Here is a 26,166-nt window from a genome sequence, read left to right as displayed (position 1 = left end):
ACCCGCACGCACCTGGCTAGGAGCACCCCGCCCGGGTGGCCTAGTGTTCGACGCGTGACGACCACCCTCTACCGCGGCGGCGTCGTCCACTCCGCCGCGGACCCCTTCGCCGAAGCCCTCCTCGTCGCCGACGGCGTCATCACCTGGATCGGTGCCGACGACACCGCCGACGGCCTCGCGCACCGCGCCGACCGCGTCATCGACCTCGACGGCGCCCTCGTCGCGCCCGGGTTCGTCGACGCGCACGTGCACACCCTCGAGACCGGCCTCGCCCTGCACGGCGTCGACCTGTCCGCGAGCGCCGGCGTGCACGGCCTCGACGACGCGCTCGCCGCGATCCGCCGCGCCGTGGACGCCCGCCCCGCGGGCGACGCCGACGACGTGCTGCGGGCCTTCGGGTGGGACGAGACCACGTGGCCCGAGCACCGTGCCCCCACCCGGGCCGAGGTCGACGCCGCCGCCCGCGGGGCGCGCGTGTACGCCGCGCGCGTGGACGTGCACTCCGCCGTGGTGTCGTCGGCGCTCGCGGAGGCCGCGGGGCTGGCGCGCCTGGACGGGTGGACCGACGAGGGCTGGGTCACGGGCGACGCGCACCACGCGGCCCGGGACGCGGCCCGTGACCTGAGCGCCGCGCGCCGCACGGCCGTGTACCGGGACGTGCTCGAGCACGCGGCCCGCCGTGGCGTGGTCGCGGTGCACGAGAACTCCGCCCCGCACATCGACACGCGCGCGGGCCTGCGCGAGCTGCTCGACATGACGCGCGACCCGGCGTCGGGCCTGCCGCTGGTCGTGGGGTACCGGGGCGAGCTGTGCGTGACGTCGGACGACGCGCGCGACCTGGCCGCGGACGTGCCGGGCCTGACTGGGATCGGCGGCGACCTCGACGTGGACGGGTCGATCGGGTCGCGCACCGCGGCCCTGCGGCACCCGTACGCCGACCTGGGCGGCGACCTGGCCCCCGGGGCGGGCGGCCCGGACGGGCGCGGGCTGCTGTACCTGCGCGCCGAGCAGGTCGCGAACCACCTGTCCGCGGTCACGGCCGCGGGCCTGCAGGGCGGGTTCCACGTGATCGGCGACCGGGCGATGGACGAGTTCCTGCTGGGGTTGCGCGTGGCGGGGGAGACGAGCGGCAACGGTCCGATCCGCGCGGCCCGGCACCGGGTCGAGCACGCGCCCATGGTCGACGCGTCCGCGCTGGCCACGCTCCTGCTGTTCGGGGTGCACCTGAGCGTGCAGCCCGCGTTCGACGCGACCTGGGGCGGGCGTGACGGGATGTACGCGACCCGCCTGGGCGCGACCCGCATCGACGGGATGAACGCGTTCGCGGACCTCGCGGCGGCCGGCGTGCCGCTCGCGTTCGGCTCCGACGCGCCCGTGACACCCGTGGACCCGTGGGGTGCGGTGCGCGCATGCCTCGAGCACGCCGACACGGACCAGCGCATCAGCGCCCGAGCGGCGTTCCGCGCGCACACCCGCGGCGGGTGGCGCCTGGCCGGCCTCGACGGCACGGGCGCGGGCGAGATCCGGGTGGGTGCCCCCGCGCACCTGGCGGTCTGGCGGGCCGAGCACCTCGCCGTGCAGGGCGGCAAGGCCCGCACGTCGTCCTGGTCGACGGACGCACGCTCCGGCACACCCCTGCTGCCGGCCCTCGGCGCCGACGAGCCCGCCCCCGAGTGCCTGCAGACCGTGCGTGACGGCGTCGTGCTGCACGACACGTTCTGACCGTGCCCACCCACGACGAGCCCATCCACGACATGCCTGCCCCCCACGCGCCTGCTGCGACCGCGTCCGCCTCGCGCACGCCCGCCTCGCGCACGCCCACGACGCACGGACCCGGGCGCCCCGGACCCTCGCGCGGCCTGAGCCTGCTGCTCGCTGTGGCCGGCGGGTTCGCGACCTACCTCGCGTTCCCCGACACCGGGTGGTGGCAGCTCGCGATCGTCGGCACGGGGCTGCTGTTCGCAGCCCTGCGCCGCGACACCCCCGGCTGGAACGCGCTGCTCGGCCTCGCGTACGGGCTCACGTTCTTCCTGCCGCACCTGTGGTGGTCGCGCGTGGCGACCGACGTCGTGCCGTGGCTCGCCCTGTCCGTCCTGCAGGCCGTGTTCCTCGCCGTCCTCGGCGCCGCCTGGACGTGGGCGCGCCGCACACGGGTGCTGCACCGGCACCCCCTGGTGCAGGGCCCCGCCTGGGCGGTGCTGTGGGTCGCGGTCGAGCAGCTGCGCTCGTGCGTGCCGTTCGGCGGATTCCCCTGGGGCAAGCTCGCGTTCTCGCAGGCCGACTCGCCGCTGGCCGCGTACGCGCACCTCGCCGGGACGCCCGCCGTCGGGTTCGCGGTGGCGCTCGCGGGCGCTCTCGTGGTGCTCGGGGCCCTCGCGCTGCTGGACCGGCAGCTCGTGCGCGCGGGCGTCACGATCGGTGTCGTGGCGGCGGTGGGTGTGGGGTCGCTGCTCGTGCCGCTGGACACCCGCGCGCAGTCCGGAACGCTGCGCGTGGGCGCGGTGCAGGGCAACGTCAGCGAGCCCGGCCTCGAGTCGTTCGCGAACCGGGGCGAGGTGCTCGACAACCACCTCGACGGCACGCGGGCGCTGCTGCGGCAGGTCGACCCGGGCGACCTCGACGTGGTGCTGTGGCCCGAGAACGGCTCCGACCTGGACCCGCAGACCACCCCGGACGTGGCTGCGGCGATCGACGACGCCGCGACCGCGGTGGGCGCGCCGATCCTCGTCGGCGCGCAGGAGTTCCCCGAGACCGGGGGCCGGTACAACGTGCTGCTGCTGTGGGAGCCGGGCGTCGGCGTCGTCGACCGGTACGCCAAGCAGCACCCCGCCCCGTTCGGGGAGTACATCCCGATCCGCGGGTTCGTGCGGCACTTCTCGGCCGAGGTCGACCGGATCACGACCGACATGCTCCCCGGCGTCGGGGTCGCCACGATCGACCTGCCCGTGGACCGGCTCGGGCGCGACGTGCCCCTCGGGACGGTGATCTGCTTCGAGGTCGCCTACGACGAGCTCATCCACGCGTCGGTGCGCGCGGGCGCCGAGGTGCTCGTCGTGCCCACGAACAACGCGTCGTTCGGGATGACCGCCGAGTCGACGCAGCAGCTCGCGATGTCCCGCCTGCGGGCGATCGAGACGGGCCGCGCCACCGTGCAGGTCTCGACCGTCGGCGTCTCCGGCGTCATCGCCCCCAACGGGGCGCTGCTCGAGTCGACGGACCTGTACACCGCCGAGCAGATGGTCGCCGACCTGCCGCTGCGCACCGACCTCACGCCCGCCGTGCGGGCGGGGGCGTGGCCGCAGCGCGTCGCGTGGGCGCTGGCCGCGCTGCTCGTCGCCGCAGGGTTCGTCTCAGGTATCCGCGAGCGCCGGCGCAGCGCGGAGGCCTGACCACCGGCGCCTGACGACGGCCCCTGGCGGACGCTGTCAGGCACACACGGACGAGGGTGCAGCACGGCGAAGGCCCGGACCCCTCGGGGGTCCGGGCCTTCGCCGTCAGGTCAGGTCGTGCGGGTCACGCGCCGCGGCGCAGCTTGCCCGCGCGCAGGAGCTCCATGCGCTCGTCGAGCAGCTCCTCGAGCTCCTTGACGGTGCGACGCTCGAGCAGCATGTCCCAGTGGGTGCGCGGCGGCTTCGTCGCCTTGGGCTCGGGGCGCTCGCCGTCGCGCAGGAGCGCCTCCTCGCCGCAGCGGCACTCCCACACGGGGGGAACGTCGGCCTCGGTCGAGAACGGCAGGATGATCGTGTGCCCGTTCGGGCAGTCGTAGTGGGCCTGGAAACGCGGAGCGAAGTCGACGCCCTCGTCCGTCTCCATGCTCTTCGACCCGATGCTCATTCCACGCAACGATCGGTCAGGCATGTCATCCTCCAAGGGGTAGCGGAAGTGGCGTCACTCGCATACAACGGCCGCACGGTGAGCGATGTTCCGGCGACGCGTGAAGGTCCCGTGAACGTGTGGGTCGGCGGGACGTCGCGCGTCGAAAGCGCTCGACCAGAGTGCCCGGACCGGCAGCGGCCTGCAAGTCGGTCCCGCCGCACGGCCCCCGGTGCCGGACGACGCGGGCCCGGGCCCGGGCCCGCAGCCGCACGATCCCGGGGGCCCGGTGCCGTGAGGGCTGCGGGCGTCGGGGATCGCATGAGCAAGTTCACACGGTCCGCGGGCCGTCCGGGCGCGCGCGGGGCGGTGCCGGCGGGCCCAGGCGGGGCCGCGCGTGCGCGGTGTCCGCACCCCCGACCCGGTTGGAGCGCTCGGTCAGCGCGACCAGGTCCAGGTGCCGGTCCGCCGTCCAGCACACCACGCGCGAACGGTGGTCCTTGGTCCGTCCCAGCACCCCGGCGTCCGCGGCCTCGACCAGGGCGCGGTGCGCGGCGACCGGGGACACCCCGTGCCGTTGCGCGACGCCCTCGATCGTCAGCACCGGGTCCGTGGCGAGCATGTCCAGCACCCGCCACACGACGGCGTCCGCGCGCGGGCGGGCCGGGCGCAGACCCTTGGCCTCGCGGTGGGCGATGAGGTCCTCGCGCACCTGCTCGTCCAGGGCACCCACGTCCTGGCTGAGGCGGACGGCGCTCGCCGCGGCCCGCTCGGCCGCGGCCGCGAACCCCAGCACCCACGCGTCCAGGTCGGGCGGGTCCTGCCGGTAGGCGCCCAGGCCCGCGACGTACGCGGTGGTGTCCCCGGCGAAGACCGTGCTGATCGGGATCAGGGTGTTGCGCAACGCGTCCGCACGCGCCAGGACCGTGTGGATCAGCGCACGCCCCGTGCGCCCGTTGCCGTCGACGAACGGGTGGATCGTCTCGAACTGCGCGTGCGCGATCGCCGCGCGCACCACCGGGTTGCCGTCGGTCGCGCTGACGAACCGGGCGAGGTCCTCCACCAGGCGCGGCACCTCTCCGGGCGGGGGAGGCACGAAGTCCGCACGCAACGGCGACCAGCCCGGACCACCCACCCAGTTCTGCTCGCGCCGCAGCCCGAACGCCAGCGTCGGCTCGATCACGTGCTGCAGGTGCTCCACGTCCGCCGTGGTGATCGGCCGCGACCGGTCCGCGAGCGCGTCGATCGCCTCCTCGGTCGCGCGCACGTTCGCGATCACGTCGAGCGCCGCCCGCGAGCCCGCCGCGAGGATCTCCGCGACCGCGAGCTTCTTCGGGGTGATCCGGTTCCCCTCGATCCACGACGACGAGATGCTCTCGGACCGGATCAGCAGATGGTTCAGGTAGCGCCCGCGCGCACCGATCCGCTCGTCCGCGCGTGCCAGCACCGTGACCGCGTCCTCCGCGGCCTGCCGCGCCTGCTCACCCAGGCGGGGGAGCGCAGCACCCAGCTCGTCCGGCACGTACGCCCGGTACCGGCCCGGGGCACGGTCGCGCCGCGACAGGTGCGCAGAGTCCTGCGGGTCCCACACCAGCTCGACGAACCTCGCCACGTCACCCTCCCCGCCCGGCCGTGCGACGTCCGCGGCCCGACGGCGCCGGGCACCCCGGGCGGCGACAGCCGGAACGCACCACCCGTTCGATACACGCTACCGCACCTAAAGTTAATTCAGCAGAGCGGCGCGCAACGCTCCACGAAGACCCCCACACGCACCCGCACACCAGCACCCGACACACCGGCGCTCGCGGACACCTGGACGCTCACGACCCCGCCAGCACCACCAGCTCCTGCGTCGCCCGCGTCATCGCCACGTACCGGTCCACCCCACCGGCCACACCCTCGCCGAAACCCTCCGGCTCGACCAGCACTACCCGGTCGAACTCCAACCCCTTGACCAGGGCGGGGGAGAGCACCCGCACACCCCCCGACCCGGCCCCCGGAACGCCGTCCGCCGAACCGACCTCGCGGAGCACCGGAGCGACCACCCGCCGCACGACATCCGGCACCGCCACCACGCACACCGTGCCCGCACCGCCCGCCCACCCGGCCAGCACCCCACCCAGCTCCGCCACCCGCCCGAACCGCACCGGCACCCCCGCACGCCGCACCGACGTCGGCACGTTCGCATCCGGCAGCACCGCACGGATCACCGGCTCCGCCGCCCCCATCACCTCCACCGGCGTGCGGTAGTTCACCGACAACGACGCCACCCGCACCCGCCCCACACCCACCCGCGCCAACCGCTCACCCCACGACTCCGCGAACCCCGCACGCGCCTGCGCCCGATCACCCACCACCGTCACGCTCCCCGACGGGCACCGCGCCAGCAGCATCCGCCACTGCGCGTCCGAGAGCTCCTGCGCCTCGTCCACCACCACGTGCGCGAACGGCCCCGCCAACCCGTCCGACACCACCACCGGCTCCTCGACGTCCACCAACGCCGCCCGCAGGTCCTGCCCCCGCAACATCGACATCACCCGCATGTCCGAACCGTCCGACGCCACCAGGTCCTCGACCACGTCCGCCCTGCGCGACAGCTCCACCTCCCGCGCCGCCGCCGCACGCCGCCGCCGCCCCGACACCCCCGCATCACCCAACCGACGCCGCGCCGCATCCAGCAACGCCAGATCCGACACCGTCCACGCCGACCCCTCCGCCCGACCCAGCAACCCCACCTCCTCGACCGACAACCACGGAGCACACCGACGCAGGTACGCCGGCACCGCCCACAGATCACCCACCAGATCCGTCGCCTCCAGCACCGGCCACGCCCGACCGAACGCACCCACCAACCCCGGATGCACCGCGAGCGCCGACCGCAACGCCTCCACCGGATCCACCCCCGCACGCCCCGCGGCCCCGTACGCGTCGAACCCCTCGTCCACGCCGTCCAGGCCCACATCACCCAGGTCCCCGCCGTCCAGCCAGTCCTCGTCCGGACCCGCCCCCGCCAGCACGTCACCCGCACCCCACGGACCACCCCGGTCCCCACCCTCGGCGCTCGCGGTCAGCTCGTCCGCGGCCTTGTCGACCGCGATCGCCAGGAGCGCGTCCCAGATCTCGTCGCGGGCCTCGTTGTGGGGCGTGCCCGGGTCGACGGCCCCGAACGCCTCGGCCCAGTCCTCGGGCGAGATCCACACGTCCGCGACGGGCGTCTCGACGAGAATCCCCTGCGTGGGGGGCTGCTCGTACAGGGCCACGGCGGGCTCGATCGCGTCGACCATCGCGGCGCGCGCCTTGAGATCGGCCACGCGCGGGTCGCTCTCCTCGACCGCGGACGCCCCCTCGGGCACGAGGTCGCGCAGCGTGCACGTGCGCACGCCCTCCTCGCCGAGGCTCGGCAGCACGTCCGCGACGTACGCGAGGTAGGGCTGGTGGGGGCCGACGAACAGCACGCCGCCGCGCCGGTGGCCCAGGCGCGGGTCCGCGTACAGCAGGTAGGCGGTGCGGTGCAGCGCGACGACGGTCTTGCCGGTGCCCGGGCCGCCGTCGACGACGAGCGCGCCCCGCGACCCCGCCCGCACGATCGCGTCCTGATCGGCCTGGATGGTGCCCAGCACGTCGCGCATGCGGTCCGAGCGGGCGGCGCCCAGGCTCGCGACGAACGCCGACTGGTCGTCGAGGGCCGCGTGCCCCTCGAGCGCGTCAGCCGTGAAGACCTCGTCCCAGAAGTCGACGACCCGTCCGTGCGCCCACCGGTAGCGGCGCCGGCTCGCCAGGCCCATCGGATTCGCGTGCGTCGCCCCGAAGAACGGCTCGGCCGCGGGGGAGCGCCAGTCCACGAGCAGCCGGCGCCCGTGCGCGTCGGTCAGTCCCAGACGTCCCACGTGCGCGACCGTGCCGTCGAGGCCCACCACCCGGCCCAGGCACAGGTCGATCCCGTACCGGCGCAGCGTGCGCAGGCGTGCCGTGGTGCGGTGGATCTCCTGGTCGCGCTCGACCGCGGCCTGCCCGCTGCCCGCGGGGGAGCGGCGCGCGACGTCGAGGCGGTGCTCGAGCTCGGCGACCTGGTGCTCGATGCTGTCCGCGATCGCGGCGAAGTGCACCTCGTCGTCGGCGACGAGCGCCGGGTCGGCCTTGGCGTGCAGCGCGTCGGGCAGGTCGAAGGCAGAGGGCGTGCGCACGGGCGGCTCCGATCGTCAGGCAGGGCGGAGGACCGAGTGTGCGCCCTGCAGGGGGCCTTGCCGCAAGACCCCCTGTGCGATATATCTTTGAGATGCAGGCAGAGTCGGACGACGCGCCTGCGGGTGGAGTCTCCCCGCCCACCCCACGGCCTGAGCTCACGACCCTCGGGTCCCGCACCCGTGAATCCCTCAGAGGCGACGCTCCCGGCGACGAGACCCTCAGCACGGGCCCGCTCAGCCCGCTCAGCCTGTACCCACTCACCCCCGCCCAGCGGCAGCTCGTCGCGCGCTGGGCCCCGGGTGCCGACGTCGTCGCCGACCACTCGTGGGGGCTGATGGGCACGACGGTGCTCGAGCTCGTCCGGCCCGACGGGGAGCACCTCGTCGTCAAGGCCGGCGACGCCGCCGACACGCACATCGCCCGCGAGATCCGGGCGCACGAGTCGTGGCTCGGCCCGTGGGCGTCGCTCGGGCGGGCGCCCGCGCTCGTCGCGGCCGACCGTGACGCGAAGCTGCTCCTGACCCGGTACCTGCCCGGGACGCTCGTGCTGGGCCACCCGTGCGAGCACGACCCGGACACGTACCGGCAGGCCGGCGAGCTCCTCGCGTCCCTGCACGCCCAGCTCACGGTGTCGGACGACGGGCAGTTCGCCCGCCGCGAGCAGGCCGACGCCCTCGCCTGGCTCGCGCGCCCGCACCGCATCGACGCCGACGACGCGCGGGTGCTCGAGGACGCGATCCGCCGGTGGCCGACGCCCGCACAGTCCGTCGTGCCCACGCACGGCGACTGGCACCCGCGCAACTGGCTCGTGCACGCCGGGCAGATCCGGGCGATCGACCTCGGGCGCGCTGACCTGCGACCTGCCGCGACCGACCTGATCCGGCTCGCGTTCCTGCGCTTCGGCGACGCGCCGGAGCTCGAGCGCGCGTTCCTCGACGGGTACGGCCGCGACCCCCGTGAGCCGGGCGCGTGGCAGCGCACCCGGGTGCGCGAGGCCGTGAGCGCCGCTGCCTGGGGCTACGCCCACGCGACCCCTGAGCTGGAGGACGCGGGGCTGCGCCAGGTCGCGACCCTCGTGCGCGAGCTCGGCGGCTGACGCGCCGTCATTGCGTCGAGCGCTCGGCCACGCCGCCGAGCAGGGCGGCCAGGTCGGCGGGCCGCGACCACATGGGCCAGTGGCTCGTCGGCAGATCGACGTACTGCACGTCGTGCAGCTCGGTCAGCCCGCCCACGAAGGCGAACCCGGCAGCGGCGGCCTCGCGATACTGCTGCTCGGTGAACGAGGTGCAGATCACGACGGTCGGTACGTCAAGACGTGCCGGGTTCTCCAGCACGGGCGCGTCGCGCTGCGGGCCCGCAGGTTCTGCGACGGCGCGCGCCTCGAAAGCCGCGAGCTGCTCGGGGCTGATGCCCTCGAGGCTCTCGTCCTCGCCGAGCTGGGCGAGGGTCGGGGGACCGGTCTGCGCGCCAGTGACGTCCGGGTCGAGGGCGCCGGTCGCGGGTCCCGTGTCGACGTAGACCATGGTCGCGATCTTCTCGGGCAGACGGTCGGACGCCGCGTAGCCGGGCGCGCCGGCTCCGCTGTGCACCGCGAGCACGACCCCGTCGCCCGCGGCCTCGACCGCGGCACAGATCGCGTCGACGTGGTCGGAGAGCGTGATCCCGGACCGGTCGACGTCGGCGCTCTCCAGCCCCGGCAGGGTCAGCGCGGTGACGTCGTGACCGTCGGCGCGCAGGATCGCCGCGACCTCGTCCCACGCCCAGGCGCCCAGCCAGAAGCCGGGGACGAGGATGATCGGTGCTCGTGTGGTCTCCATCACTCCAGGCTAGAACGAGGGTCCGACACGAGGCGCGTCGCAGGCGGGGGAGCGCGGGGCACCTGGAGCGGGCTCAGCGTCCCTGCGCCGCCTGCAGGATCTGCTCCACGACGCTCCGCGCGACGTCCACGGGCGCGACGGGCTCGCCCGCGCCCGGGCGGGCGATCGTCCACCACGGCTCGACCCGCGCCATCGCCAGCTCATGCGACGCGCCCGCCGCGGCAGTGGCGGGGGAGAACCCCGCGGCCGTGAACGCCGTCCGCACCGAGTCGAGCGCCGCGCTGATCGCCCACGCATCGTCCGACGACGCGCCCTCGGGGAACGGCAACGTCACCACGGGCAGCGACGGCCGCGCGAACGCCAGGAGCGTCAGGATGCGCCGCAGCCACGCCGGGCCGACCCCGGCGCCGCGCAGCACGGGTGCGAGGGCGACGTGGTCGACGCTCGCGCCGGCCTTGGCGCCCTGCAGCCCGCGTGCGTGGGCGCGCAGACCGAACAGGGTGCGCACCACGAGCTCGCGGTCGGCGAGGTCGCGGTCAGCAAGGTCGTCGCCGGCGGAGTCCACGCCCGGCCCCCTGGATCCACCGTGCACGACGTGGGGGAGCAGGGCGCCCAGGTCCTGGTCGAGCCGGAGGTCCACGAGCAGCCCACGAGCCTTCCCGACGACGATTCCCTCGCCGGTCTGCTGCTCCCGCGACGGCGCGCCCGTCGCGTCGATGTCCGTCGCGTCGAGCCTCGACGTGTCGAGGCTCGCCGTCAGGGCGGCGCCCCACCCGAGCAGGCCGGTCGGTGCGTCGGAGCCCGCGTGCGGGGCCGTCAGCGTGAGCGACGTCGTGAACCGGAGACGATCGCTCAGCTCGTCGAGCATGTCGGGACCTGGCGACGGGTGGACGGCGTTCACGGACCGACCGTACGGGCGGCGTCCGACACGCACGGGACGGCCTACAGTTGGCTCGACCCGAAGGGATGAGCCATGGACTGTCTGAGCGACCACCACGTGATCGAGCACGAGGCCGTGCGCGTGACCAAGCGCCTGGTCCTGGAGACGCTGACCTGCGGGACCTGCGGCGAGCAGGTGCGGACCGTCGAGCTCAGCACTGCGTGACGACGCGCCGGCGCGCGCTACCGCGCGAGCGTCACGTTCCGGCCCGGTCCCGCGTGCGCGAAGGGGCCAGGACGTGACGCTCGCGGTGAACGAGGCCCGGCGATCCGGAGGCCTCTGGGACAGCGCGTTCGTCGACGCCACAGCGCGCCGATAATGTACATTATGTCATTTCGCGGGTGAGATCCGCCCCAGGACGCATCATCCGGCCGCCGCGCCCTCTCCCCGTCATGCATGGACGCGATCCGCTCGTGCCGCACCGCACCGGCAGCTCCCGTGCGCCCGACAGCTCGACCGACGCCGCACGTGCGGTACCGAGCTCGTCGCGGCCGACAGCTTGACGTCGACCATCGGCCGACGTTCGGCAGGCTCGTCCTGGGAACGCTCTGGACGACGCTGCTGGGCCTTACCCTGGCCGCGCTGGTCCTCGTGGCGCTCGCTTCCCTGCCGATCATCGCGCTTGTGGCATTGGCCGCATTGGCCGGACCTGCAGCGCGGCGGCCGTTCGTCGCTCGCCGCGAGCGCCGGCGCCGGCGGTCGGCTCGCACGCCCTCCGCGCCCGCGCTAGTGTGCGAAGAATAGGACAAAGCATGTCAAACCATTGTGTATGTCACAACACAATGGTTTCGCACACCTGTTCGATCCGAGTCGCCCTCCCCTGCGCGGTGCGCCGCACTCGCCGAGTGACGCCGCGGCCCTGACGCCATATCGGGGACGTCATGCCCCGACGTCCGCGGATGCCACTCCTCCCGCAGCCGCTCCGGCAGGCACACGGCAGGGCACGGCGCGACGGCGCCACCTGACGCCTCACCGCTCCCCCGCGCTCGCCGCCGCACGCTGACTCACCACGAGCGCCGCACGCCCCTCACCTGCATCGATGCTCGCGTCCGGTGTCCGGAACGTGTCGGTGGTGGCACGTACGATCCGGTGGCAACGCCTCTCGAACCAAGGAGCCGATCGTGGCAGCCCCTCCTCGCGTCGAGCGACTCACCGTCGCGGACGCCGTCGCGACGTACCTGACGGCGGTGGCCTCGCAGGCGGCGCGCGGGGTGCTGGCGCGCACGACGCAGCGCAGCTACGAGCGGGACCTGCGGGAGTTCGCGCGTCTGGTCGGGGGCGACGTCGTGCTTGACGACGTCAGCGGGACGGACATCGACGACGTGCTGGTGCGCTACCAGAGCACCCCGGATGGGCGGTACCGCGACCGCGCCTCGAGCGCTGCCGCGCAGGGCCGCTCCCCGGGCACGGTGAACAGGTTCCGTCAGTCGGTGTCGCGGTTCTTCACGCACGCGGCGCTCCAGGGGTGGGTGCAGGCCAACCCGTTCCAGTGGGCCGCGCCGCCGGCGCGCCTGCGCGGCGGTCTGCGCACGGCCCGCACGGCGTTGTCGGGGACGGCGGCGCGGTCGTTGCTCGAGGTGTCGGACGGCGCGGGCGCGGCGGCGTCGTCGGGCGCAGTCGGTCGGGCCGACCACGACCTGGGCCTGCGGGACCGTCTGGTCGTGGCGCTGCTGGTGATCCTCGGACCCCGGGTCTCGGAGCTCGTGGGGGCCGATCTCGACGACTTCGTGCGCGAGCCCGGGCAGGTGCGGTGGCGAGTACGGGGCAAGGGCGGTGGGGTGCGCACCCTCGCGCTCTCCCCTGCGCTGGTCGCGGTGTTCGACGCGTACGTCGGCGAGCTGCGTCCGCGCCTGGTCGATCGCGGTCCGGGCGATCCTGACGCTCGCAGGGCGTTGTTCATCACCTGGCGCGGGCGGCGGCTCGACGCGCAGGGCGTGCGGGGCGTGGTTGCCCGCGCGGTGCGGCGCATGCCCGCCGAGTACCGCCGCGAGGCCACCCCGCACGCGTTGCGGCACACGACCGCGACCCTGCTCGTGGCGAACGGGTGGGACGTCAAGGTGGTCGCTGAGCTCCTGGGGCACGCCTCGATCGCCACGACGGGCGTGTACCTGGACCGGATCGAGGGCGAGCTGGCGGCGGCGATCCGCGCGCATCCCCTGGCCGACGGCACGGCGTGGACGAACCGTTCGGCGAGCATCTCCGCCGCCGAGCCCCCGCTCGATCATGAGGCCGGGGATGCCGTCACGCAGGATTCATGACATCCATCATGCGCTGATTCGTCCCATATTTGCCTATTCGTAAGCAACATGACCTAATGTCGGTACTGCGAGACGCGGGGCTGCTGATCGCACGACAGGTGCGTCGTCGGGCCTCGCTCCGACGCTCTTCGTCGTGCCCTCGAGCTGCTCGAGGGCGAGGCCCCGCAGTCAGAGGTCCGCGAGCGCCGTGGGTGTTCGGGGCCTGGTGGATCGATCGAGGGATCTCGAACTTCATGAAGAGCTGTGTTTCTGTGCGCGCGGTGGCGTCGGGTGTGGCGGCTGTCGCGCTGACGGTGGGTGTGCTGTCGGTGGGTGTGGCCGCGCCGGTGGTGGCGGCGCCTGCGCCGTCCGACCCGCCGGTGGTGTCTGCGCCGGGGGCGGTGTCGTCGTCCGAGGTGGAGGCGACGGACCGTTTCGTGGTGACGTACCGGGACGAGGATGACGCGCCGGCCGTGCCGGCGGAGGTGGCGCGGCAGGATGCGGCGTTGACCGAGGCGTTCGCGCAGGTGTCGGGGTCCGTGGCGCCGGTGCGTGAGACGGGGACGGGTGCGCGGGTGTGGGCGTTGGACGACGTGGTCGCGGTGGACGCGGTCGAGGACGTGGCGGCGCAGATCGTGGCGCAGGACGCGTCGATCGAGTCGGTCGTGCCGGACGTGATGGTGTCGGTGGGCTCGGCTGCGCCGAACGACGGTGAGTGGTGGCGTCAGTGGGGTGGTGCGGGTGCCCCGGGTGTGGACCTGCTGGGTGGCGCGTGGGACGTGACGCGTGGTGCGGGTGTGACGGTGGCGGTCCTGGACACGGGGTATCGGCCGCACGAGGACTTCGGCTCCGCCCTGGTGGGTGAGTACGACATGGTCTCGGCGCTGGTGCCGGCGAACGACGGGGACGGGCGTGATGGTGATGCGCGGGACCCGGGGTACAGCGAGGAGTGGTGCCCGTCGCAGTGGCACGGGACGCACGTGACGGGCACGATCGCGGCGCGTGAGGGCAACGGGATCGGTGTGGCGGGTGTCGCGCCCGAGGTGGACGTGCTGCAGGTGCGGATCCTGGGTGCGTGCGGCGGGTACATGTCGGATGCGATGGACGGTCTGATCTGGGCGTCGGGTGGTGCGGTGCCGGGTGTTCCGTCGAACCAGCACCCTGCTGACGTGGCGAACCTGTCGATGGGCGCGCGTGTGGCGTGCTCGGGGTTCGAGCAGGCGGCGGTGGACGTGGCGCGGGCGAACGGCACGGTCGTGGTGGCTGCGGCGATGAACAGCGCGGAGGACGTGGCGTTGGCGACCCCGGCGAGCTGCGCGGGTGTGGTGGCGGTGGCCGCTCATGACGCCTCCGGGGGCCGGGCGGGCTTCTCGAACTTCGGTGCGGGGGTCGCGTTATCGGCTCCGGGGGTGAACGTCATCTCGACGTACAACACGGGTGGCGCGACGCCGGGCGTGGACGCGTACGGGTACATGTCGGGTACGTCGATGGCTGCTCCGCACGTCGCGGGTGCGGCGGCGCTGGTGCGTGCTGCGGACCCGACGTTGAGCGTGGACCAGGTGGCGCAGGTGCTCAGGGACACGGCGCGGCCGTCGTCGCCGTGGTGCGACGGGTGTGGTGCGGGCGAGCTGGACGTGACGGCTGCGGTGCGTGCGGTAACCGGGTCGACTCCGGTCTCCCCCACGCCCGTGCCGTCGGTGTCGGTGTCGCCGTCTGCTGCGCCGTCCTCCCCTGCGCCGTCCGTGCCCGTCCCGTCCTCGACCCCCGTGCCGTCCGTGTGCTCGGCGCCGGCGTGGCAGGCCGGGCAGACGTACACCGGTGGTGAGCGTGCTGCTGACGGGGGCCGGCTGTGGGAGGCGAAGTGGTGGACGTTCGCCGAGCGCCCGACGTCGGCCGTGACGTGGGGCCCGTGGAAGGACCTGGGGTCGTGCTGACCCCGTGCCGCCGGTAAGACGCGCGGGCCCCGACCGTCGGTCGGGGCCCGCGTCGTTCGCCTGGTGGTGCGTGCTCGTGCTCCGGGTCGGCGCCTCGGCGACGACCCCTGCTCCTCCCGGTCTACCGCTGCACCCCGTCGTCCTCCGGGGAAGGGCGCGGCGGCGCCCCGTGCGCGACGCGCAGCGGCAGCACGACCCACAGGACCGCGAGCGCCGCGAGGACGCAGACGCCGGCGACGGTGCCGGCGCGGGTGTCGAGGACGACGTCGACGAGCAGGACGACGCAGCCGGTGATGGTCAGGGCCAGGACGGCGAGTCCGGCGCGGGCGAGGCGGTCGGCGATGTGGACGAGCTCGGCCTTGCGTTCGCGGCGGAACAGCACGCGGTGGACGCTCACGGGGGCGACGAGCAGGCCGGTGGCGAGGACGGCCAGCAGGACCACGACGAGGTACGTGGTGCGTTCGAGGTCGTCGAGGGTCTCGAAGCGGGCGGAGAACGGGACGGTGAGCAGGAACCCGGTGAGGATCTGGGTGCCGGTCTGGGTGACGCGGAGCTCTTGCAGGAGCTCGTTCCAGTTGCGGTCCATCTGTTGCTCGCGGGTCTCGCCGCGGCGCTCGCGGGCGGTGGTGACCGGGGAGGCGGTGGAGTCCGGGGCGTCGTCGGTCGGGGGCCGGGTGTCGTGCCGGGGGTGGTCGTCGGTCGTGGACGTGTCGTCGCGCATCGGCTGGTCGGGCATGGGGTGATCGTCGCGTGCGCGGTGCGTGGTCGCACGCGGTGATCGCCACGGTGCAGAGCGCCACGGTGCAGAGCGCCACGGTGCAGAGCGCTGTGGTGCAGAGCGCTGTGGTGCAGAGCGCTGTGGTGCAGAGCGCCGCGCTGGCGAGCTGGGGGCCGGGGGCCGGGGTGCGTGCGGCGTCGGGCGTGCGCACAGTGGTGGGGTCGGTCGTCGAGCACGGGGAGGGATCATGCCGGGACGTCGTCCGGGTCCGAGCGTCAAGGACCCTGAGCTGTACGAGAAGTTGCGGGACGAGGGCAGCTCGAAGGAGAAGGCGGCGCGGATCGCGAACGCCGCGGCCGCGTCGTCCCGCAGCGCGGTGGGTCGCAAGGGCGGCGAGGCGCCCGCGTACGAGGAGTGGACGGTCGCGGACCTGCGCCGGCGTGCCGCGGAGCTCGACGTCGAGGGACGGTCGTCGATGCGCAAGGCCGAGCTGATCGAGGCGCTGCGCGACAGGTGATCGTGCCAGGGTCGTCCCGGTGCCGGCGGCGTGCCGCCCGCCGGGTGGGTGCGGTCACCGCGCCGCGCGCACCATCCGGATCTCGGTGAGCCCACCGAACCAGTCGAGTCGCCCGCGAGCGCCGTCGGGGACGAACCCGTTGCGGGTGTAGAACGCGACGGCGCGGGGGTTGTCCTCGACGACGCCGAGCTGGATGCTCGCGGTGTCTGGGAGGGCGGCGTCGAGCAGGGCTTGTCCGATGCCGGTGCCGTGGTGGGTCTTGAGCAGGTAGAGGGCGCTGAGCTGGCGCTCGGCGACGGTCGTGCGGGTCATGTCGTCGGGGCGTGCGGGGCCGGCGAGGGCGAACCCGACGATGTCGGCGACTCCGGACGCGGGGACGACCTCGGCGACGATGGCGCGTTCGTCCTGGGGGTCGCGGGGTGCAGCGGGTGTCCCGAGGATCGCCGTCCACATGCGCTGCCTGCTCTCGAGGGTGCCGCGCTGCCAGAACTCCTCGGGCACGAGGCCGGTGTAGGTCTCGACCCAGCAGGCGTGGTGCACGCGGGCGATGGCGTCGGCGTCCGCGGCCTGTGCTACGCGCACCCGCCATCGTGGGGCGGTGGAGGACTCGACGCGGGCCTGGGCGCAGGACTCGTCAGGGGAATCGACGTCGCGGGGCATCGCCGTAGGCTACCGGCGTTCGGTAGGTTCGGGACATGCTTCCCCCCGACACGGCCCGCCTGCGTCTTCGTGAGATGACCCGGGCCGACGTCGACGCGATGGCCGCCCTGCTGGGTGACCCGCAGGTCATGGCGCACTACCCGGCCCCGAAGACTCGGGACGAGGCCCGCGCGTGGATCGACTGGAACCTGACGAACTACGCCGAGCACGGGTACGGGCTGTGGATCGTCGAGACCCGGGCGGGCGAGTTCGTCGGTGACTGCGGGCTCACGTGGCAGCGCGTCGACGGTGTGCGTCGCCTCGAGGTCGGCTACCACGTGCGTCGCGAGCTGCAAGGCCGGGGGTACGCGAGCGAGGCGGCGGCCGCGTGCCGCGACCTGGCCCGGGACGTGATCGGCGCGGACGAGCTCGTCGCGATCATCGCGCCGGCGAACGTGGCCTCACGACGCGTGGCGGAGAAGATCGGCATGACCCGCGAGGCGGACGGCGTCGGCGACGGCGGCCGCACCTGCACCGTCATGTCGTCGAAGTTCCGCCCGCCGCGGGGGCTTGCTCCCCACTAGCGGTCGGCTCGCTGGCGGTCGGTGCGACGAACTGCGCGGCCAACGCCTCGGCGGGTGAGGCGTCGAGCGCTCCGGCCGCGGTGACGTACCGCTGGGTGGTGGCGAGCGAGGCGTGCCCGAGCATCGCGCGCACGGCCTCGATGTTGGTGCCGCCCGCGAGCGCCAGGGTCGCGGCGGTGTGCCGCAGGGCGTGCGGGTGCAGGCCCATGAGGCCGCAGCGTCGCCCGAGGCGGGCGAGGTGGTCGCGGGCCTCGTCGGCGCTCCACCGCTTGCCGGTGCGGGTCACGAACAGCGCGGCGGTGCGCCCGCGCTGGCCGGCGATGACGGTGCAGCGGTGCGCGGCGAGCTCGGGCACGACGACGGTGCGGACCTTGGAGCCCTTGCCCGTCACGGTGAGCAGGACGCGGCCGTGGGTGTCGGGGCGCAGGTCCCCGACGCTGACGCTCAGGGCCTCGGAGATGCGCAGCCCGGTGGTCAGCAGCAACGCGACGAGCGCGGCCGAGCGGGGGTGGTGGGCGTCGGCGGCGCTCATGAGGGTGCGGGCCTCGGTCGCGGACAGCCCGCCGAGGCGGGCGGCGTCCAGGCCGCGCACCCGGGGTGTGGAGCGCCGCGGCGGGTTCGGGTCCGCGTCGCTCGCTCCCTCGTCGCGGGCCCACGCGTAGAACGAGCGGACGGCGGCCAGGCGGCGCGCGCGGGTCGCGATCGACACGGTGTCGGCGAGGGTGTCGAGGTACTCCCCCAGGTCGCGCCCCGACGGGTGCCCGGCGTCGACACCGTGCGCGGCGCACCATGCGAGCCAGGCGGCGACGTCCGCGGAGTACCCGCGCCGGGTCGAGGGTGCGAGCCCGGCCAGCCACCGGCGGTGGGCGCGGTCGAGGCGGACGTCGGCCGCCGCCGTCCGACCGGAAGGAACCACGTCGAAGACCACGAAACGGACTTTACCTGAAAAGACCTGTTATCGGGTAGTTCAATGTCACGGACCGCATTCGAACAGGCGTTCGATCCGACGGGTCCCCCTCTCCCCCGGAGCGACTCGGCAGCCCTGCTCGGCGGAGCCACCCAGAAGTTCGGGGCCGCCGGACCCGCGGGACCGGATCTGCGGACGGCCCGCAGGATCGTTCTGGGACAAACGCATCGTCCAGCACGAAGCACCGGACAGATCACCCTCGGACGCGCCGTCGTGCGGCACCGTTCGACCGGTGGACACCCGCCACGCCCCGTAGTCTTCGGTGCGTGCCCGATGACTACCTCGCCTCGCTGCTGCCCACCATCACCCCCGGCCGCCCCCTGACCGAGCGTGCCCGCAAGGTCGTGACCCGCACGGCGCTCGTCGCGGCCGCGGTCCCGTTCGCCGTCGCCGGCGCGATCACCGTCTCGGACATGATCCGACGGCGCTCGCGGCCGCTGTCCGGCAAGTTCCCCATCACTCCCCCGAGCGACACGAACGTCGGGGACAACAGCGCGCGCGTGTACACGTACGGCGAGGACCTGTTCGCCGACATGCTCGCCGCGATCCGCGGGGCGCAGCGCACCGTGATGATCGAGTCGTACATCTGGAAGGACGACCAGGTCGGGCGCGAGTTCAAGGACGCGATCGAGGACGCCGCCGCGCGCGGCGTCGACGTGTTCGTGGTCTACGACGGGTTCGCGAACCTCGTCGTGCCGCGCAAGTTCCTGACGTTCTCCCCGCAGGTGCACGTCATCCGGTTCCCGGTGTTCCGCCCCGGGATACTCGCGCTCAACGTGCGCAAGTCCGGCCGTGACCACCGCAAGATCCTCGTGGTCGACGACGAGGTCGGGTTCGTCGGCGGGTACAACATCGGCGCGGACTACGCGAACCAGTGGCGCGACACGCACTGCCGCCTGACCGGCCCGGCCGTGTGGGAGCTGCGCAACGCGTTCGTCGACTTCTGGAACGTCAACCGGGACGCGACGCAGCCGCCGCTGGAGGACCCGGGCTCGCCCGTGTGGGACCCGCACGTGCGCGCCGCGCGCAACGCTCCCGCGCACCTGACGTTCCCGATCCGCAACATGTACCTCGACGCGATCGACCGCTCGACCGACCGCATCTCGATCACCCAGGCGTACTTCATCCCCGACGCGGAGATCCTCGACGGGCTGCTCGTCGCGGCCGCGCGCGGCGTCGACGTGCGGGTGGTCGTGCCCGAGCGGTCCAACCACGTGCTCGCCGACTGGCTCTCGCGCGGGCACTTCACGACGCTGCTCGACGGCGGGGTGCGCATCTTCTTGTTCCGCGACGCCATGGTGCACGCCAAGACCATGACGATCGACGGGGCCTGGACCACGATCGGCACCGCGAACATCGACCGGCTGTCGCTGACCGGCAACTACGAGGTCAACATCGAGATCGTCGACGAGGGCCTCGCGGCGCGCATGCAGGACGTGTTCGACACCGACCTGACGAACTGCCGCGAGCTCACCCTCGACGAGTGGGTCTCGCGCCCCGTGGTCGCCAAGCTCTCGGAGATCTCGCTGCGCCCCCTGCGCCCCCTGCTGTAACACTTTCCCGCTATAACACTCTCCCGATGTAGCACTCACCTGCTGTCGTACTCACCGCGCCACGCCCTGCGGGGCGTGGCGCGGTGTGGCGTTCACCGGTCGCGGACGGCGTCCGCGACCTCCTCCTCGGGGCGCGGGGGCACGCTCTCGTCGTCCTCGAGCATGTGGGGCTCGGCGAACTCGGGGTGCTCGCGCAGGATCTCGTCGCTCACCGCGGACGGTTCGGGCGGGGTGGGTGCACTCATGTCGGCTCCTCGCTGGTGGGCTCACCCCAGGGTAGGACGACGCCCGCCCCCCGCACGCGGGGAGCGGGCGTCGCGCCCGGGTGGCCGGGGATCAGCGGTTGCGGATCTCGAACGAGATCGTCTTCTCGGTGGTGCGCCCGTCGATGCCCACGGCGTCGATCTTGAGCCCGTAGGTGCCGTTCGGGTAGTCGCGCGTGTCGATCACGAGGGTCGGCTTGCTGCCGGCGTTGGTGCTGCCGGGGGCCTTGGTGTTGTCGGTCTTCCACACGCCGGCCTTGTTGAGCTCGATGTACGTGTACTTCGGGCTCGCGTCGAGCGTGACGACGATCTTCTTGCGGCCCGAGAGCACCGCGCCGTCGGAGACGGACACGTTGCGGATCTCCGGGGCGCCGGGCAGATCGAGGGAGTCGTCGAGGCGCAGGGCGTCGCGCATCGTGAAGAACAGGTCCGTCTGGTCGGTGAGGCCGACGACGTTCGCCGCGCCCGGCCCGTACCCGGCGACGCGCACCTGGGTGCCTGTGTGGTCCTGCGACCCGCCCTCGTCGGCCGTGCCGTACGCGATCGTCATGGGCTGGCCGTCGACCGTGGTCAGGGTGCGGGTCAGGCCCGGCGTGGTCGAGTTCGGGTACACGATCTGGCTCGAGTGACCGTGGTCGGCGGTGACGACCACGAGGGTGTTCCCGTCGGCCTTGGCGAACTCGAGTGCCGTGGACACGGCGTGGTCGAAGTCGACCGTCTCACCGATCTGCGCGCACGGGTTCGCGGCGTGGTCCTGCTTGTCGATGCTCGCGCCCTCGACCTGCAGGAAGAAGCCCTTCTTCGCCCCCGGGGCGTCGAGCAGGTCGATGGCCTTGGTCGTCATGGCCTCGAGCGTGGGCACCTCGGACGTGTGCGCGGGGTTCTCGGTGCACGTCACGGCGGGCTCGGTGCCGCCGGTGCGCGTAGCGGCCGGGCCCTGCCACACGGTCGGCATGTTCCCGGCCGTGAAGAGCCCCAGGACGGGCTTGGTCTGGTCGGCGCGCGTGACCGCGTCGAGGCCTGCGGCGTCGTCGACGACCTGGAAGCCGCGCGCGGTGGCCTGCGCGGCGAGGGTCTTGCCCTTCCACTGCCCGGCGCGGGCGGTGTCGGCGAACGACGCCGCGCCGCCGCCGAGCGTGACGTCGGGGCGTGCGTCGAGCAGCTGCTCGGTGATCGACCCGGCGCCGCCGTTCTCGAGCGCGTTCGTCGGGCACTTGGCCGCGGTCGAGGTCGGCGAGTAGCAGCTGCGGCTCGTCACGTGCGAGACGAGCACCGCCGGGGTGGCGTCCTGCAGCTCGGCGGTCGACACGTCGCCCGTGCGCAGGCCGTTGGCCTTGGCGATCTCGAGGATCGACTTCTGCGCGACGCCGTCGACGTCGACGGAGATCGCGCCGTTGTACGTCTTGGTGCCGGTCGCCCACCCGCTGCCGGACGCCGCGGAGTCCGTGACGTAGTCGGGCTTGCCGTTGCTCGGGTCGAGCGAGTAGGTCGTGTACTGGCCGGTCATCGGCATGGCGTCGATGCCGGGCAGGCGGCCCGCGGCGCCGTAGGCGTAGTTGCGGGCGATCGTGATCTCGGAGTCGCCCATGCCGTCGCCGATGAGCAGGATGACGTTCTTGGCCTTGCCGCCCTTGACCTCGGCCTTGACCGCGCTGGTCTGGTCGCCGCTCAGTCGGCGTGCGTCGCCGTGGCCCGTGAGGTCGGTGCCGCTCGCGTACGCGCCGGCGGCGCCCAGGACGAGGGCGCCCGCCAGGATCGAGGACACGGTGATCCGCTGCGCTGTGCTTCGCACAGGAATGCTCCTTCGTGAGAGGGATGCGGCGTGTGCCGCGGTACCTCACGAAAACGCACCCGTGTGACGTGCCGGTGGCGCCGGGGTGACGTGCCAGGGTGGCCGGGCCGAACTTCTGGCACCCGGGGCAACCGTCGGCGAGAGCCTCAGACGGCCTCGGTGCGCGAGCGGCGGCGGGCCGCGAGCTCGTCGCCGGGGACCTCGGCCACCTCGGCCCCGTCGAGGGACTCGGTGGGCAGCTCGGCGAGGGTCCCCTCGACCTCGCGCCACACGCGCCCGACCGCGATGCCGAACACGCCCTGGCCGCCCTGGACGAGGTCGACGACCTCGTCGGGAGACGTGCACTCGTACACGCTCGCGCCGTCGCTCATGAGGGTGATCTGGGCGAGGTCCTCGACGCCGCGCTCGTGCAGGGCGTCGACGGCGGCGCGGATCTGCTGCAGGGACACGCCCGTGTCGAGCAGCCGCTTGACGACCTTGAGCACGAGGATGTCGCGGAACCCGTAGAGCCGGTGCGTGCCGGAGCCGGTCGCGGAGCGGATCGACGGCTCGACGAGCCCCGTGCGCGCCCAGTAGTCGAGCTGTCGGTAGGTGATGCCGGCGGCACGGCACGCGGTCGGCCCGCGGTAGCCGGTCGAGGCGTCCTGCTCGGACAGGTCCTCGCCGAAGAGCAGTCCCTGGGCGCCGTGCGGCAGGGCGGGGCGGGCGTCGGCACCCATCGGTCCGCTCGTGTTCACAATGCCTCCAGCGATCGTGTGCTCGTCAACGCTATGGGGCGGCCGGTGGGCCGTCAACGACCGGGGCTCGCCGGCCTGGTGCGTGTCGTGCGGGCCCGCTGCCGGGCCGGACGTTCAACCTCTGGTTCAACCTTAGGGGCGGGACCTCGTGCTCGAGGTGAGGCTCGCCGTGTCGTGCCCGGGTGCGGTGCGTGTCACATGAAGTCCTCGGGGGTGAGGCGCTCGACGAAGACGTGGAACCGTTCCAGGTCGCGGCGCTGGGCGCTGGAGACGATCTCGACGCCGGACGTCGCGACGACCTCGGCCGAGCACAGCACCGGGCTGCCGGTGCGCACCGCGAGCGCGATCGCGTCCGACGCGCGTGCGTCGAGCCGGCGCCCGTTGCTGAGCACGAGCTCGGCGTAGAAGATCCCGTCGTCGAGGGCCACGATCTCGGCCTGGCACAGGTCGACCTGTGCCGCCTCGAGCACGTCGCACAGCAGGTCGTGCGTCAGGGGGCGGGGCGGCACCTGGCCGCCCTGCGCGGCGGCGATCGCGGCGGCCTCGCGCGGGCCTATCACGATGGGCACGACGAGCTCGGACACGGCGTCCAGGAGCAGCACGACGATCTCGTGCTCGGTGGGGCGCTGGCGCACACCGAGCACGTCCACGGGAACCATGGGGACGTCGTCGCTCACCGCTCCACGGTACGACGCCGCAGGCGGGCCGTCAGGTGGAAGCGTGACGGTGCAGGTCAGCCTGACGTGGCGTCCGCGACGCCCTGGCGCACCCACACCGTGTGCAGGCGTGCGCACATCTCGCCGATCTCGGCGGCGACCGTCCCGGCGTGCGCGCGGGCCGACGGCGTCTGCTGACGCTGCCACGGTGCGACGACCTGCTCGACGAGGCTCACGTGCCGTTGCGAGGCGGTGCGCAGGGACCGCAGGTGGCGGGGCTCGATGCCGTGCTCGGCGAGGGACGCGGCGATCCGCACGACCTCGAGGCACGCGGCGTCGAGCTGGCCCCCTGCGGACTTGTGCAGCACCCCGGCGTCGACGAGCGCGTCCACGAACGCGGTCTCGACGCCCGCGGTGCCGGCGAGGGACTCGACGGTGAAGCGCAGGGGCAGCGCGTCGACGTCCTCGCCCGGCTCGGCGGGCGCGGCCAGTCGGGGGGCGGGGCCGGCGACCGCGGTCCCGGCGTCGAGCTCGGCGAGGCGCTCCTTGATGACCTTCAGCGGCAGGTAGCTGTCACGCTGCTCGGTCAGGACGAACCGCAGCCGCTCGACGTCGGCCGGGCTGTACTGCCGGTACCCGGACGCGGTGCGCACGGGGTCGATGAGTCCCTGCTCCTCGAGGAACCGGAGCTTGGAGTGGCTCACACCCGGGAAGTCGGCGCGCAGACCGGCCAGGACGTCCGAGATGCGCATGGACGCGCGGCGCGAGATGCCCTGCGGCCACGGCTCGGGAGCGGGCTCGGGCGAGCTCGCGCGGGAGGCGAAGGCGCTCACACCCCTCCTGCCCCGGGTGCGGCCGCGGCACGCTGCCCGGCGTAGAACGTGAGGCGGAACTTGCCGATCTGGACCTCGTCGCCCGTGGTCAGGCTCATCAGGTCGATGCGTGCACGGTTGAGGTAGGTGCCGTTGAGCGAGCCGATGTCGCGCACCACGAAGCGGCCGCCCTCACGCACGAACTCGGCGTGCTTGCGCGAGACGGTCACGTCGTCGAGGAAGATGTCGGCTCGCTCGCTGCGGCCCGCGACGGTCCGTTCGGCGTCGAGCAGGAACCGTGCGCCCGCCCCGGGCCCGTGCCGCACGATGAGCAGCGCCGACGTCTCCGGCAGGGCCGCGACCGCCGCGTTCTCCTCGGCCGTGAGCCCCCCGGGCTGGGGTGCCTCCTCGACCGCCGCAGGGTCCAGGCGTCCGAAGCTGATGGTCGTGTCGCTGCTGGCCTGGGGGTCGAACTCACCCGGGGTCGTCATGTCGCCTCCTCGGCAGGTACCGGCGCGTTCAGCACCGCTGTCTGACGCCGCAAACTACTACACCTTAGGGTCGCGCGCGGCTCCGACGCACCCCCGGCCAGGGTTCGCCGCGAACCGGACCCGGCACGTCCCGCGCTCAGCCCTTCGCCGGCTCGGGCACGGGCGTGGCGAACTGCGCCTCCTGCGGGTCGGCGACGTCGTCGATCGTGAGGTCGTCGAGCTGGCGGATCGTCTCGTCGGCGCCCTTGGTGCGTACCGACGCCATCGCCCCGCCGGGGATCTCGAGCGCGGTCTCCATGGTCGGCGGGTCCCCGATCGCGCTCCACCGGTAGGGGGACGTGATGACCTGACCGTCGACGACCAGCCCGTCGTCGGTGCGCTCGAAGTAGGACGACGCGACCAGCCGGACGCCGTTGACCGCGACCGCCTCGGCGCCCGCGTTGCGCAGCTCCTCGAGGATGTTGAACATCGACGCGGCGGGCAGGGCGTCGCCGGTCTCCATGACGGTGATCTCGATGCCTGGCCCGTGCACCGCGAGGCGGCCCGCGAGGATCCCCTCGGTCACCGCCTGCTGCTGGGCGAGCTCGAGCGCCGCCTCCTTGCCGTCGGCGCCCGACTGCAGCTCGTCACGCGTGGACTCGAGGTCGTCGACCTGGTCCTCGAGCGTGTGCGTGCGCTGGGTGACCTCGTCCAGCAGGCGCACCAGGTCGCTCTGCCGCAACGACGAGAGGTCCTGGTCGCGGTTCGAGCTGACCTGCACGACGAGCGCGAACCCCAGCAGCCCGCACAGCACCGCGGCGAGCATCTGCCCGCGCGAGCGACGCAGGCTCAGCATGGACACGAGCGCGGCCCGGCCCGTGAGCGGTGCGTCCGCACCCGACGAATCGGCGTCAGTGCTCCCAGGGTCAGTGCTCCCGGGCTTCGTGCTCTCGACTTCAGTGCTCCCGGCGTCGGACGGCGTACTGCTGTCGTCGGCCCACTCGTCCGTGCTCTCGTCCGCGTCGGACGGCGCGTGGTCGGGCTGGTCCTGCGCGTCACCCGCGCCGAGGTCGAGGACGTCGTCCTGCCCGTGACGGGGTCGCACGGGCCGGGCGACCCCGACCTCAGGAGTGGGCTGCGGGTCGAGGGTGGGCTCCGCCTCGGGCCCGACCTGCGCGTCCGGCGCTCCCGCGTCGCCGAGCCCGTCGGCGAGACTGTCGCCAGGAGCGCCGACGGACTCGCCCTGGCGCTCGCGGTCGTCGTCGGTCGGGCCCTCGTGCTGCGGCTCCTCCGTCTGCGGATCCTCGTCCCGCACGGCGTCGTCCCGCTCGGCGAAGTCGTGCACGGCGTCGTCCTGGGTCGCGTCGGGCTCGCGGGAGCTCGTGCCGCCGCTGGTCGTGCCACCGGCCGTCTCGCCGTGGCCCACGTCGCGGTGGCCCGTGTCCCCATGGCCCGCGTCGCCGGGGTTCTGGCTGTCGCGGTCCAGGTCGTCGCTGCTCATGCCGCCGCTGGTCTCGTCGGTGCTCATGCCG

24 protein-coding genes are annotated in these 26,166 nt (G+C 73.7%); 9 read left to right on the top strand and 15 right to left on the bottom strand.

Going from position 1 to position 26,166, the window contains the following annotated elements; all coding sequences use genetic code 11:
• Nucleotides 1–54 precede the first annotated feature (54 nt).
• Together CLV28_RS08710 and lnt are read left to right on the top strand one after the other, a co-directional pair.
• Entirely contained in the window at nt 55–1,722 is a 1,668-nt protein-coding gene (locus tag CLV28_RS08710) for an amidohydrolase (protein WP_100422883.1), read from the top strand.
• Nucleotides 1,723–1,724: 2 nt separating this feature from the next.
• Nucleotides 1,725–3,389 carry an apolipoprotein N-acyltransferase gene (lnt, locus tag CLV28_RS08705; protein WP_239073205.1) on the top strand — a complete coding sequence of 555 codons (1,665 nt, stop codon included), beginning with the start codon at nt 1,725–1,727 and terminating at the stop codon, nt 3,387–3,389.
• Nucleotides 3,390–3,513: 124 nt separating this feature from the next.
• On the opposite strand, the gene CLV28_RS08700 is transcribed toward lnt, so the two are convergent.
• From CLV28_RS08700 to CLV28_RS08690, 3 genes are all read right to left on the bottom strand, one after another.
• Nucleotides 3,514–3,858, bottom strand: coding sequence for an RNA polymerase-binding protein RbpA (locus CLV28_RS08700; protein WP_100422882.1), 345 nt, complete (start codon nt 3,856–3,858; stop codon nt 3,514–3,516).
• Nucleotides 3,859–4,144: 286 nt separating this feature from the next.
• Nucleotides 4,145–5,425 carry a Fic family protein gene (locus CLV28_RS08695; protein WP_100422881.1) on the bottom strand — a complete coding sequence of 427 codons (1,281 nt, stop codon included), beginning with the start codon at nt 5,423–5,425 and terminating at the stop codon, nt 4,145–4,147.
• A 208-nt stretch (nt 5,426–5,633) separates the two neighbouring features.
• On the bottom strand, nt 5,634–7,997 hold the full coding sequence (locus tag CLV28_RS08690; RefSeq protein WP_100422880.1) for a HelD family protein: 2,364 nt from the start codon (nt 7,995–7,997) through the stop codon (nt 5,634–5,636).
• A gap of 92 nt (nt 7,998–8,089) precedes the next feature.
• Here CLV28_RS08690 and CLV28_RS08685 point away from each other — a divergent pair, with 92 nt between their 5' ends.
• The gene (locus tag CLV28_RS08685; RefSeq protein ID WP_157802571.1) at nt 8,090–9,094 is read left to right on the top strand and encodes an aminoglycoside phosphotransferase family protein; all 1,005 of its coding nucleotides are present in this window, start codon (nt 8,090–8,092) and stop codon (nt 9,092–9,094) included.
• A 7-nt stretch (nt 9,095–9,101) separates the two neighbouring features.
• Here the strand turns inward: CLV28_RS08685 and CLV28_RS08680 are convergent, their stop codons facing one another.
• Entirely contained in the window at nt 9,102–9,815 is a 714-nt protein-coding gene (locus tag CLV28_RS08680; protein ID WP_100422878.1) for an alpha/beta fold hydrolase, read from the bottom strand.
• 73 nt (nt 9,816–9,888) lie between these two features.
• Nucleotides 9,889–10,716 (bottom strand): hypothetical protein, encoded by an 828-nt coding sequence (locus tag CLV28_RS08675; RefSeq protein WP_157802570.1) that lies wholly within the window; start codon nt 10,714–10,716, stop codon nt 9,889–9,891.
• A 72-nt stretch (nt 10,717–10,788) separates the two neighbouring features.
• Between CLV28_RS08675 and CLV28_RS16200 the strand changes: the two genes are divergently transcribed.
• The 3 genes from CLV28_RS16200 (at nt 10,789) to CLV28_RS08665 (ending at nt 14,926) form a co-directional block, all read left to right on the top strand.
• A complete protein-coding gene (locus CLV28_RS16200) occupies nt 10,789–10,920 on the top strand; it encodes a hypothetical protein (RefSeq protein ID WP_275405057.1) in 132 nt (43 codons plus the stop codon).
• A gap of 956 nt (nt 10,921–11,876) precedes the next feature.
• The gene (locus CLV28_RS08670; RefSeq protein WP_100422876.1) at nt 11,877–13,013 is read left to right on the top strand and encodes a tyrosine-type recombinase/integrase; all 1,137 of its coding nucleotides are present in this window, start codon (nt 11,877–11,879) and stop codon (nt 13,011–13,013) included.
• Between the two features lie 191 nt (nt 13,014–13,204).
• A complete protein-coding gene (locus CLV28_RS08665; protein ID WP_100422875.1) occupies nt 13,205–14,926 on the top strand; it encodes a S8 family peptidase in 1,722 nt (573 codons plus the stop codon).
• A gap of 121 nt (nt 14,927–15,047) precedes the next feature.
• On the opposite strand, the gene CLV28_RS15510 is transcribed toward CLV28_RS08665, so the two are convergent.
• On the bottom strand, nt 15,048–15,662 hold the full coding sequence (locus CLV28_RS15510; RefSeq protein ID WP_275405056.1) for a DUF6328 family protein: 615 nt from the start codon (nt 15,660–15,662) through the stop codon (nt 15,048–15,050).
• Between the two features lie 229 nt (nt 15,663–15,891).
• Between CLV28_RS15510 and CLV28_RS08655 the strand changes: the two genes are divergently transcribed.
• The gene (locus CLV28_RS08655; protein WP_100422874.1) at nt 15,892–16,161 is read left to right on the top strand and encodes a DUF7218 family protein; all 270 of its coding nucleotides are present in this window, start codon (nt 15,892–15,894) and stop codon (nt 16,159–16,161) included.
• A 54-nt stretch (nt 16,162–16,215) separates the two neighbouring features.
• Here the strand turns inward: CLV28_RS08655 and CLV28_RS08650 are convergent, their stop codons facing one another.
• Nucleotides 16,216–16,743: a GNAT family N-acetyltransferase gene (locus tag CLV28_RS08650; RefSeq protein ID WP_100422873.1), complete on the bottom strand. Its 528-nt coding sequence runs from the start codon at nt 16,741–16,743 to the stop codon at nt 16,216–16,218.
• A gap of 113 nt (nt 16,744–16,856) precedes the next feature.
• Between CLV28_RS08650 and CLV28_RS08645 the strand changes: the two genes are divergently transcribed.
• Nucleotides 16,857–17,384 (top strand): GNAT family N-acetyltransferase, encoded by a 528-nt coding sequence (locus tag CLV28_RS08645; protein ID WP_100422872.1) that lies wholly within the window; start codon nt 16,857–16,859, stop codon nt 17,382–17,384.
• Here CLV28_RS08645 and CLV28_RS08640 read toward each other — a convergent pair.
• On the bottom strand, nt 17,338–18,312 hold the full coding sequence (locus tag CLV28_RS08640; RefSeq protein ID WP_100422871.1) for a tyrosine-type recombinase/integrase: 975 nt from the start codon (nt 18,310–18,312) through the stop codon (nt 17,338–17,340). The two genes, CLV28_RS08645 and CLV28_RS08640, sit on opposite strands and share 47 nt — an antisense overlap.
• Nucleotides 18,313–18,617: 305 nt before the next feature.
• On the opposite strand from CLV28_RS08640, the gene CLV28_RS08635 reads away from it, so the two are divergent.
• Complete coding sequence (locus CLV28_RS08635) at nt 18,618–19,904, top strand: phospholipase D-like domain-containing protein (protein WP_239073204.1); 1,287 nt, start codon at nt 18,618–18,620, stop codon at nt 19,902–19,904.
• Nucleotides 19,905–19,996: 92 nt separating this feature from the next.
• On the opposite strand, the gene CLV28_RS15665 is transcribed toward CLV28_RS08635, so the two are convergent.
• The 7 genes from CLV28_RS15665 to CLV28_RS08605 form a co-directional block, all read right to left on the bottom strand.
• The gene (locus tag CLV28_RS15665; protein WP_170062647.1) at nt 19,997–20,149 is read right to left on the bottom strand and encodes a hypothetical protein; all 153 of its coding nucleotides are present in this window, start codon (nt 20,147–20,149) and stop codon (nt 19,997–19,999) included.
• A 91-nt stretch (nt 20,150–20,240) separates the two neighbouring features.
• Nucleotides 20,241–21,959: an alkaline phosphatase gene (gene phoA, locus CLV28_RS08630; protein WP_239073203.1), complete on the bottom strand. Its 1,719-nt coding sequence runs from the start codon at nt 21,957–21,959 to the stop codon at nt 20,241–20,243.
• A 146-nt stretch (nt 21,960–22,105) separates the two neighbouring features.
• On the bottom strand, nt 22,106–22,678 hold the full coding sequence (locus tag CLV28_RS08625) for a MerR family transcriptional regulator (RefSeq protein WP_100422869.1): 573 nt from the start codon (nt 22,676–22,678) through the stop codon (nt 22,106–22,108).
• Nucleotides 22,679–22,890: 212 nt separating this feature from the next.
• The gene (locus tag CLV28_RS08620; RefSeq protein ID WP_239073202.1) at nt 22,891–23,373 is read right to left on the bottom strand and encodes a bifunctional nuclease family protein; all 483 of its coding nucleotides are present in this window, start codon (nt 23,371–23,373) and stop codon (nt 22,891–22,893) included.
• A gap of 56 nt (nt 23,374–23,429) precedes the next feature.
• Entirely contained in the window at nt 23,430–24,185 is a 756-nt protein-coding gene (ftsR, locus tag CLV28_RS08615) for a transcriptional regulator FtsR (RefSeq protein ID WP_239073201.1), read from the bottom strand.
• Nucleotides 24,182–24,655 (bottom strand): FHA domain-containing protein, encoded by a 474-nt coding sequence (locus CLV28_RS08610; RefSeq protein WP_100422867.1) that lies wholly within the window; start codon nt 24,653–24,655, stop codon nt 24,182–24,184. Before CLV28_RS08610 ends, ftsR begins: the two co-directional genes overlap by 4 nt.
• A 136-nt stretch (nt 24,656–24,791) precedes the next feature.
• A complete protein-coding gene (locus CLV28_RS08605; protein WP_100422866.1) occupies nt 24,792–26,162 on the bottom strand; it encodes a DUF881 domain-containing protein in 1,371 nt (456 codons plus the stop codon).
• Nucleotides 26,163–26,166: the final 4 nt, after the last annotated feature.

Origin of the sequence: Sediminihabitans luteus (genome assembly GCF_002797595.1) — a bacterium.
GTDB classification, from domain to species: Bacteria; Actinomycetota; Actinomycetes; order Actinomycetales; family Cellulomonadaceae; genus Paraoerskovia; species Paraoerskovia lutea.
This window is presented reverse-complemented; position numbering and strand designations above follow the sequence as displayed.

Bases quoted from the DNA above. Each gene is read 5' to 3' on its own strand.
- CLV28_RS08700 (WP_100422882.1), bottom strand. From the start codon at position 3,858: ATGCCTGACCGATCGTTGCGTGGAATGAGCATCGGGTCGAAGAGCATG.
- CLV28_RS08685 (WP_157802571.1), top strand. From the start codon at position 8,090: ATGCAGGCAGAGTCGGACGACGCGCCTGCGGGTGGAGTCTCCCCGCCC.
- CLV28_RS08680 (WP_100422878.1), bottom strand. From the start codon at position 9,815: ATGGAGACCACACGAGCACCGATCATCCTCGTCCCCGGCTTCTGGCTG.
- CLV28_RS16200 (WP_275405057.1), top strand. From the start codon at position 10,789: ATGGACTGTCTGAGCGACCACCACGTGATCGAGCACGAGGCCGTGCGC.
- CLV28_RS15510 (WP_275405056.1), bottom strand. From the start codon at position 15,662: ATGCCCGACCAGCCGATGCGCGACGACACGTCCACGACCGACGACCAC.
- CLV28_RS08655 (WP_100422874.1), top strand. From the start codon at position 15,892: ATGCCGGGACGTCGTCCGGGTCCGAGCGTCAAGGACCCTGAGCTGTAC.
- CLV28_RS08645 (WP_100422872.1), top strand. From the start codon at position 16,857: ATGCTTCCCCCCGACACGGCCCGCCTGCGTCTTCGTGAGATGACCCGG.
- CLV28_RS15665 (WP_170062647.1), bottom strand. From the start codon at position 20,149: ATGAGTGCACCCACCCCGCCCGAACCGTCCGCGGTGAGCGACGAGATC.
- CLV28_RS08625 (WP_100422869.1), bottom strand. From the start codon at position 22,678: ATGGGTGCCGACGCCCGCCCCGCCCTGCCGCACGGCGCCCAGGGACTG.
- CLV28_RS08610 (WP_100422867.1), bottom strand. From the start codon at position 24,655: ATGACGACCCCGGGTGAGTTCGACCCCCAGGCCAGCAGCGACACGACC.
- CLV28_RS08605 (WP_100422866.1), bottom strand. From the start codon at position 26,162: ATGAGCACCGACGAGACCAGCGGCGGCATGAGCAGCGACGACCTGGAC.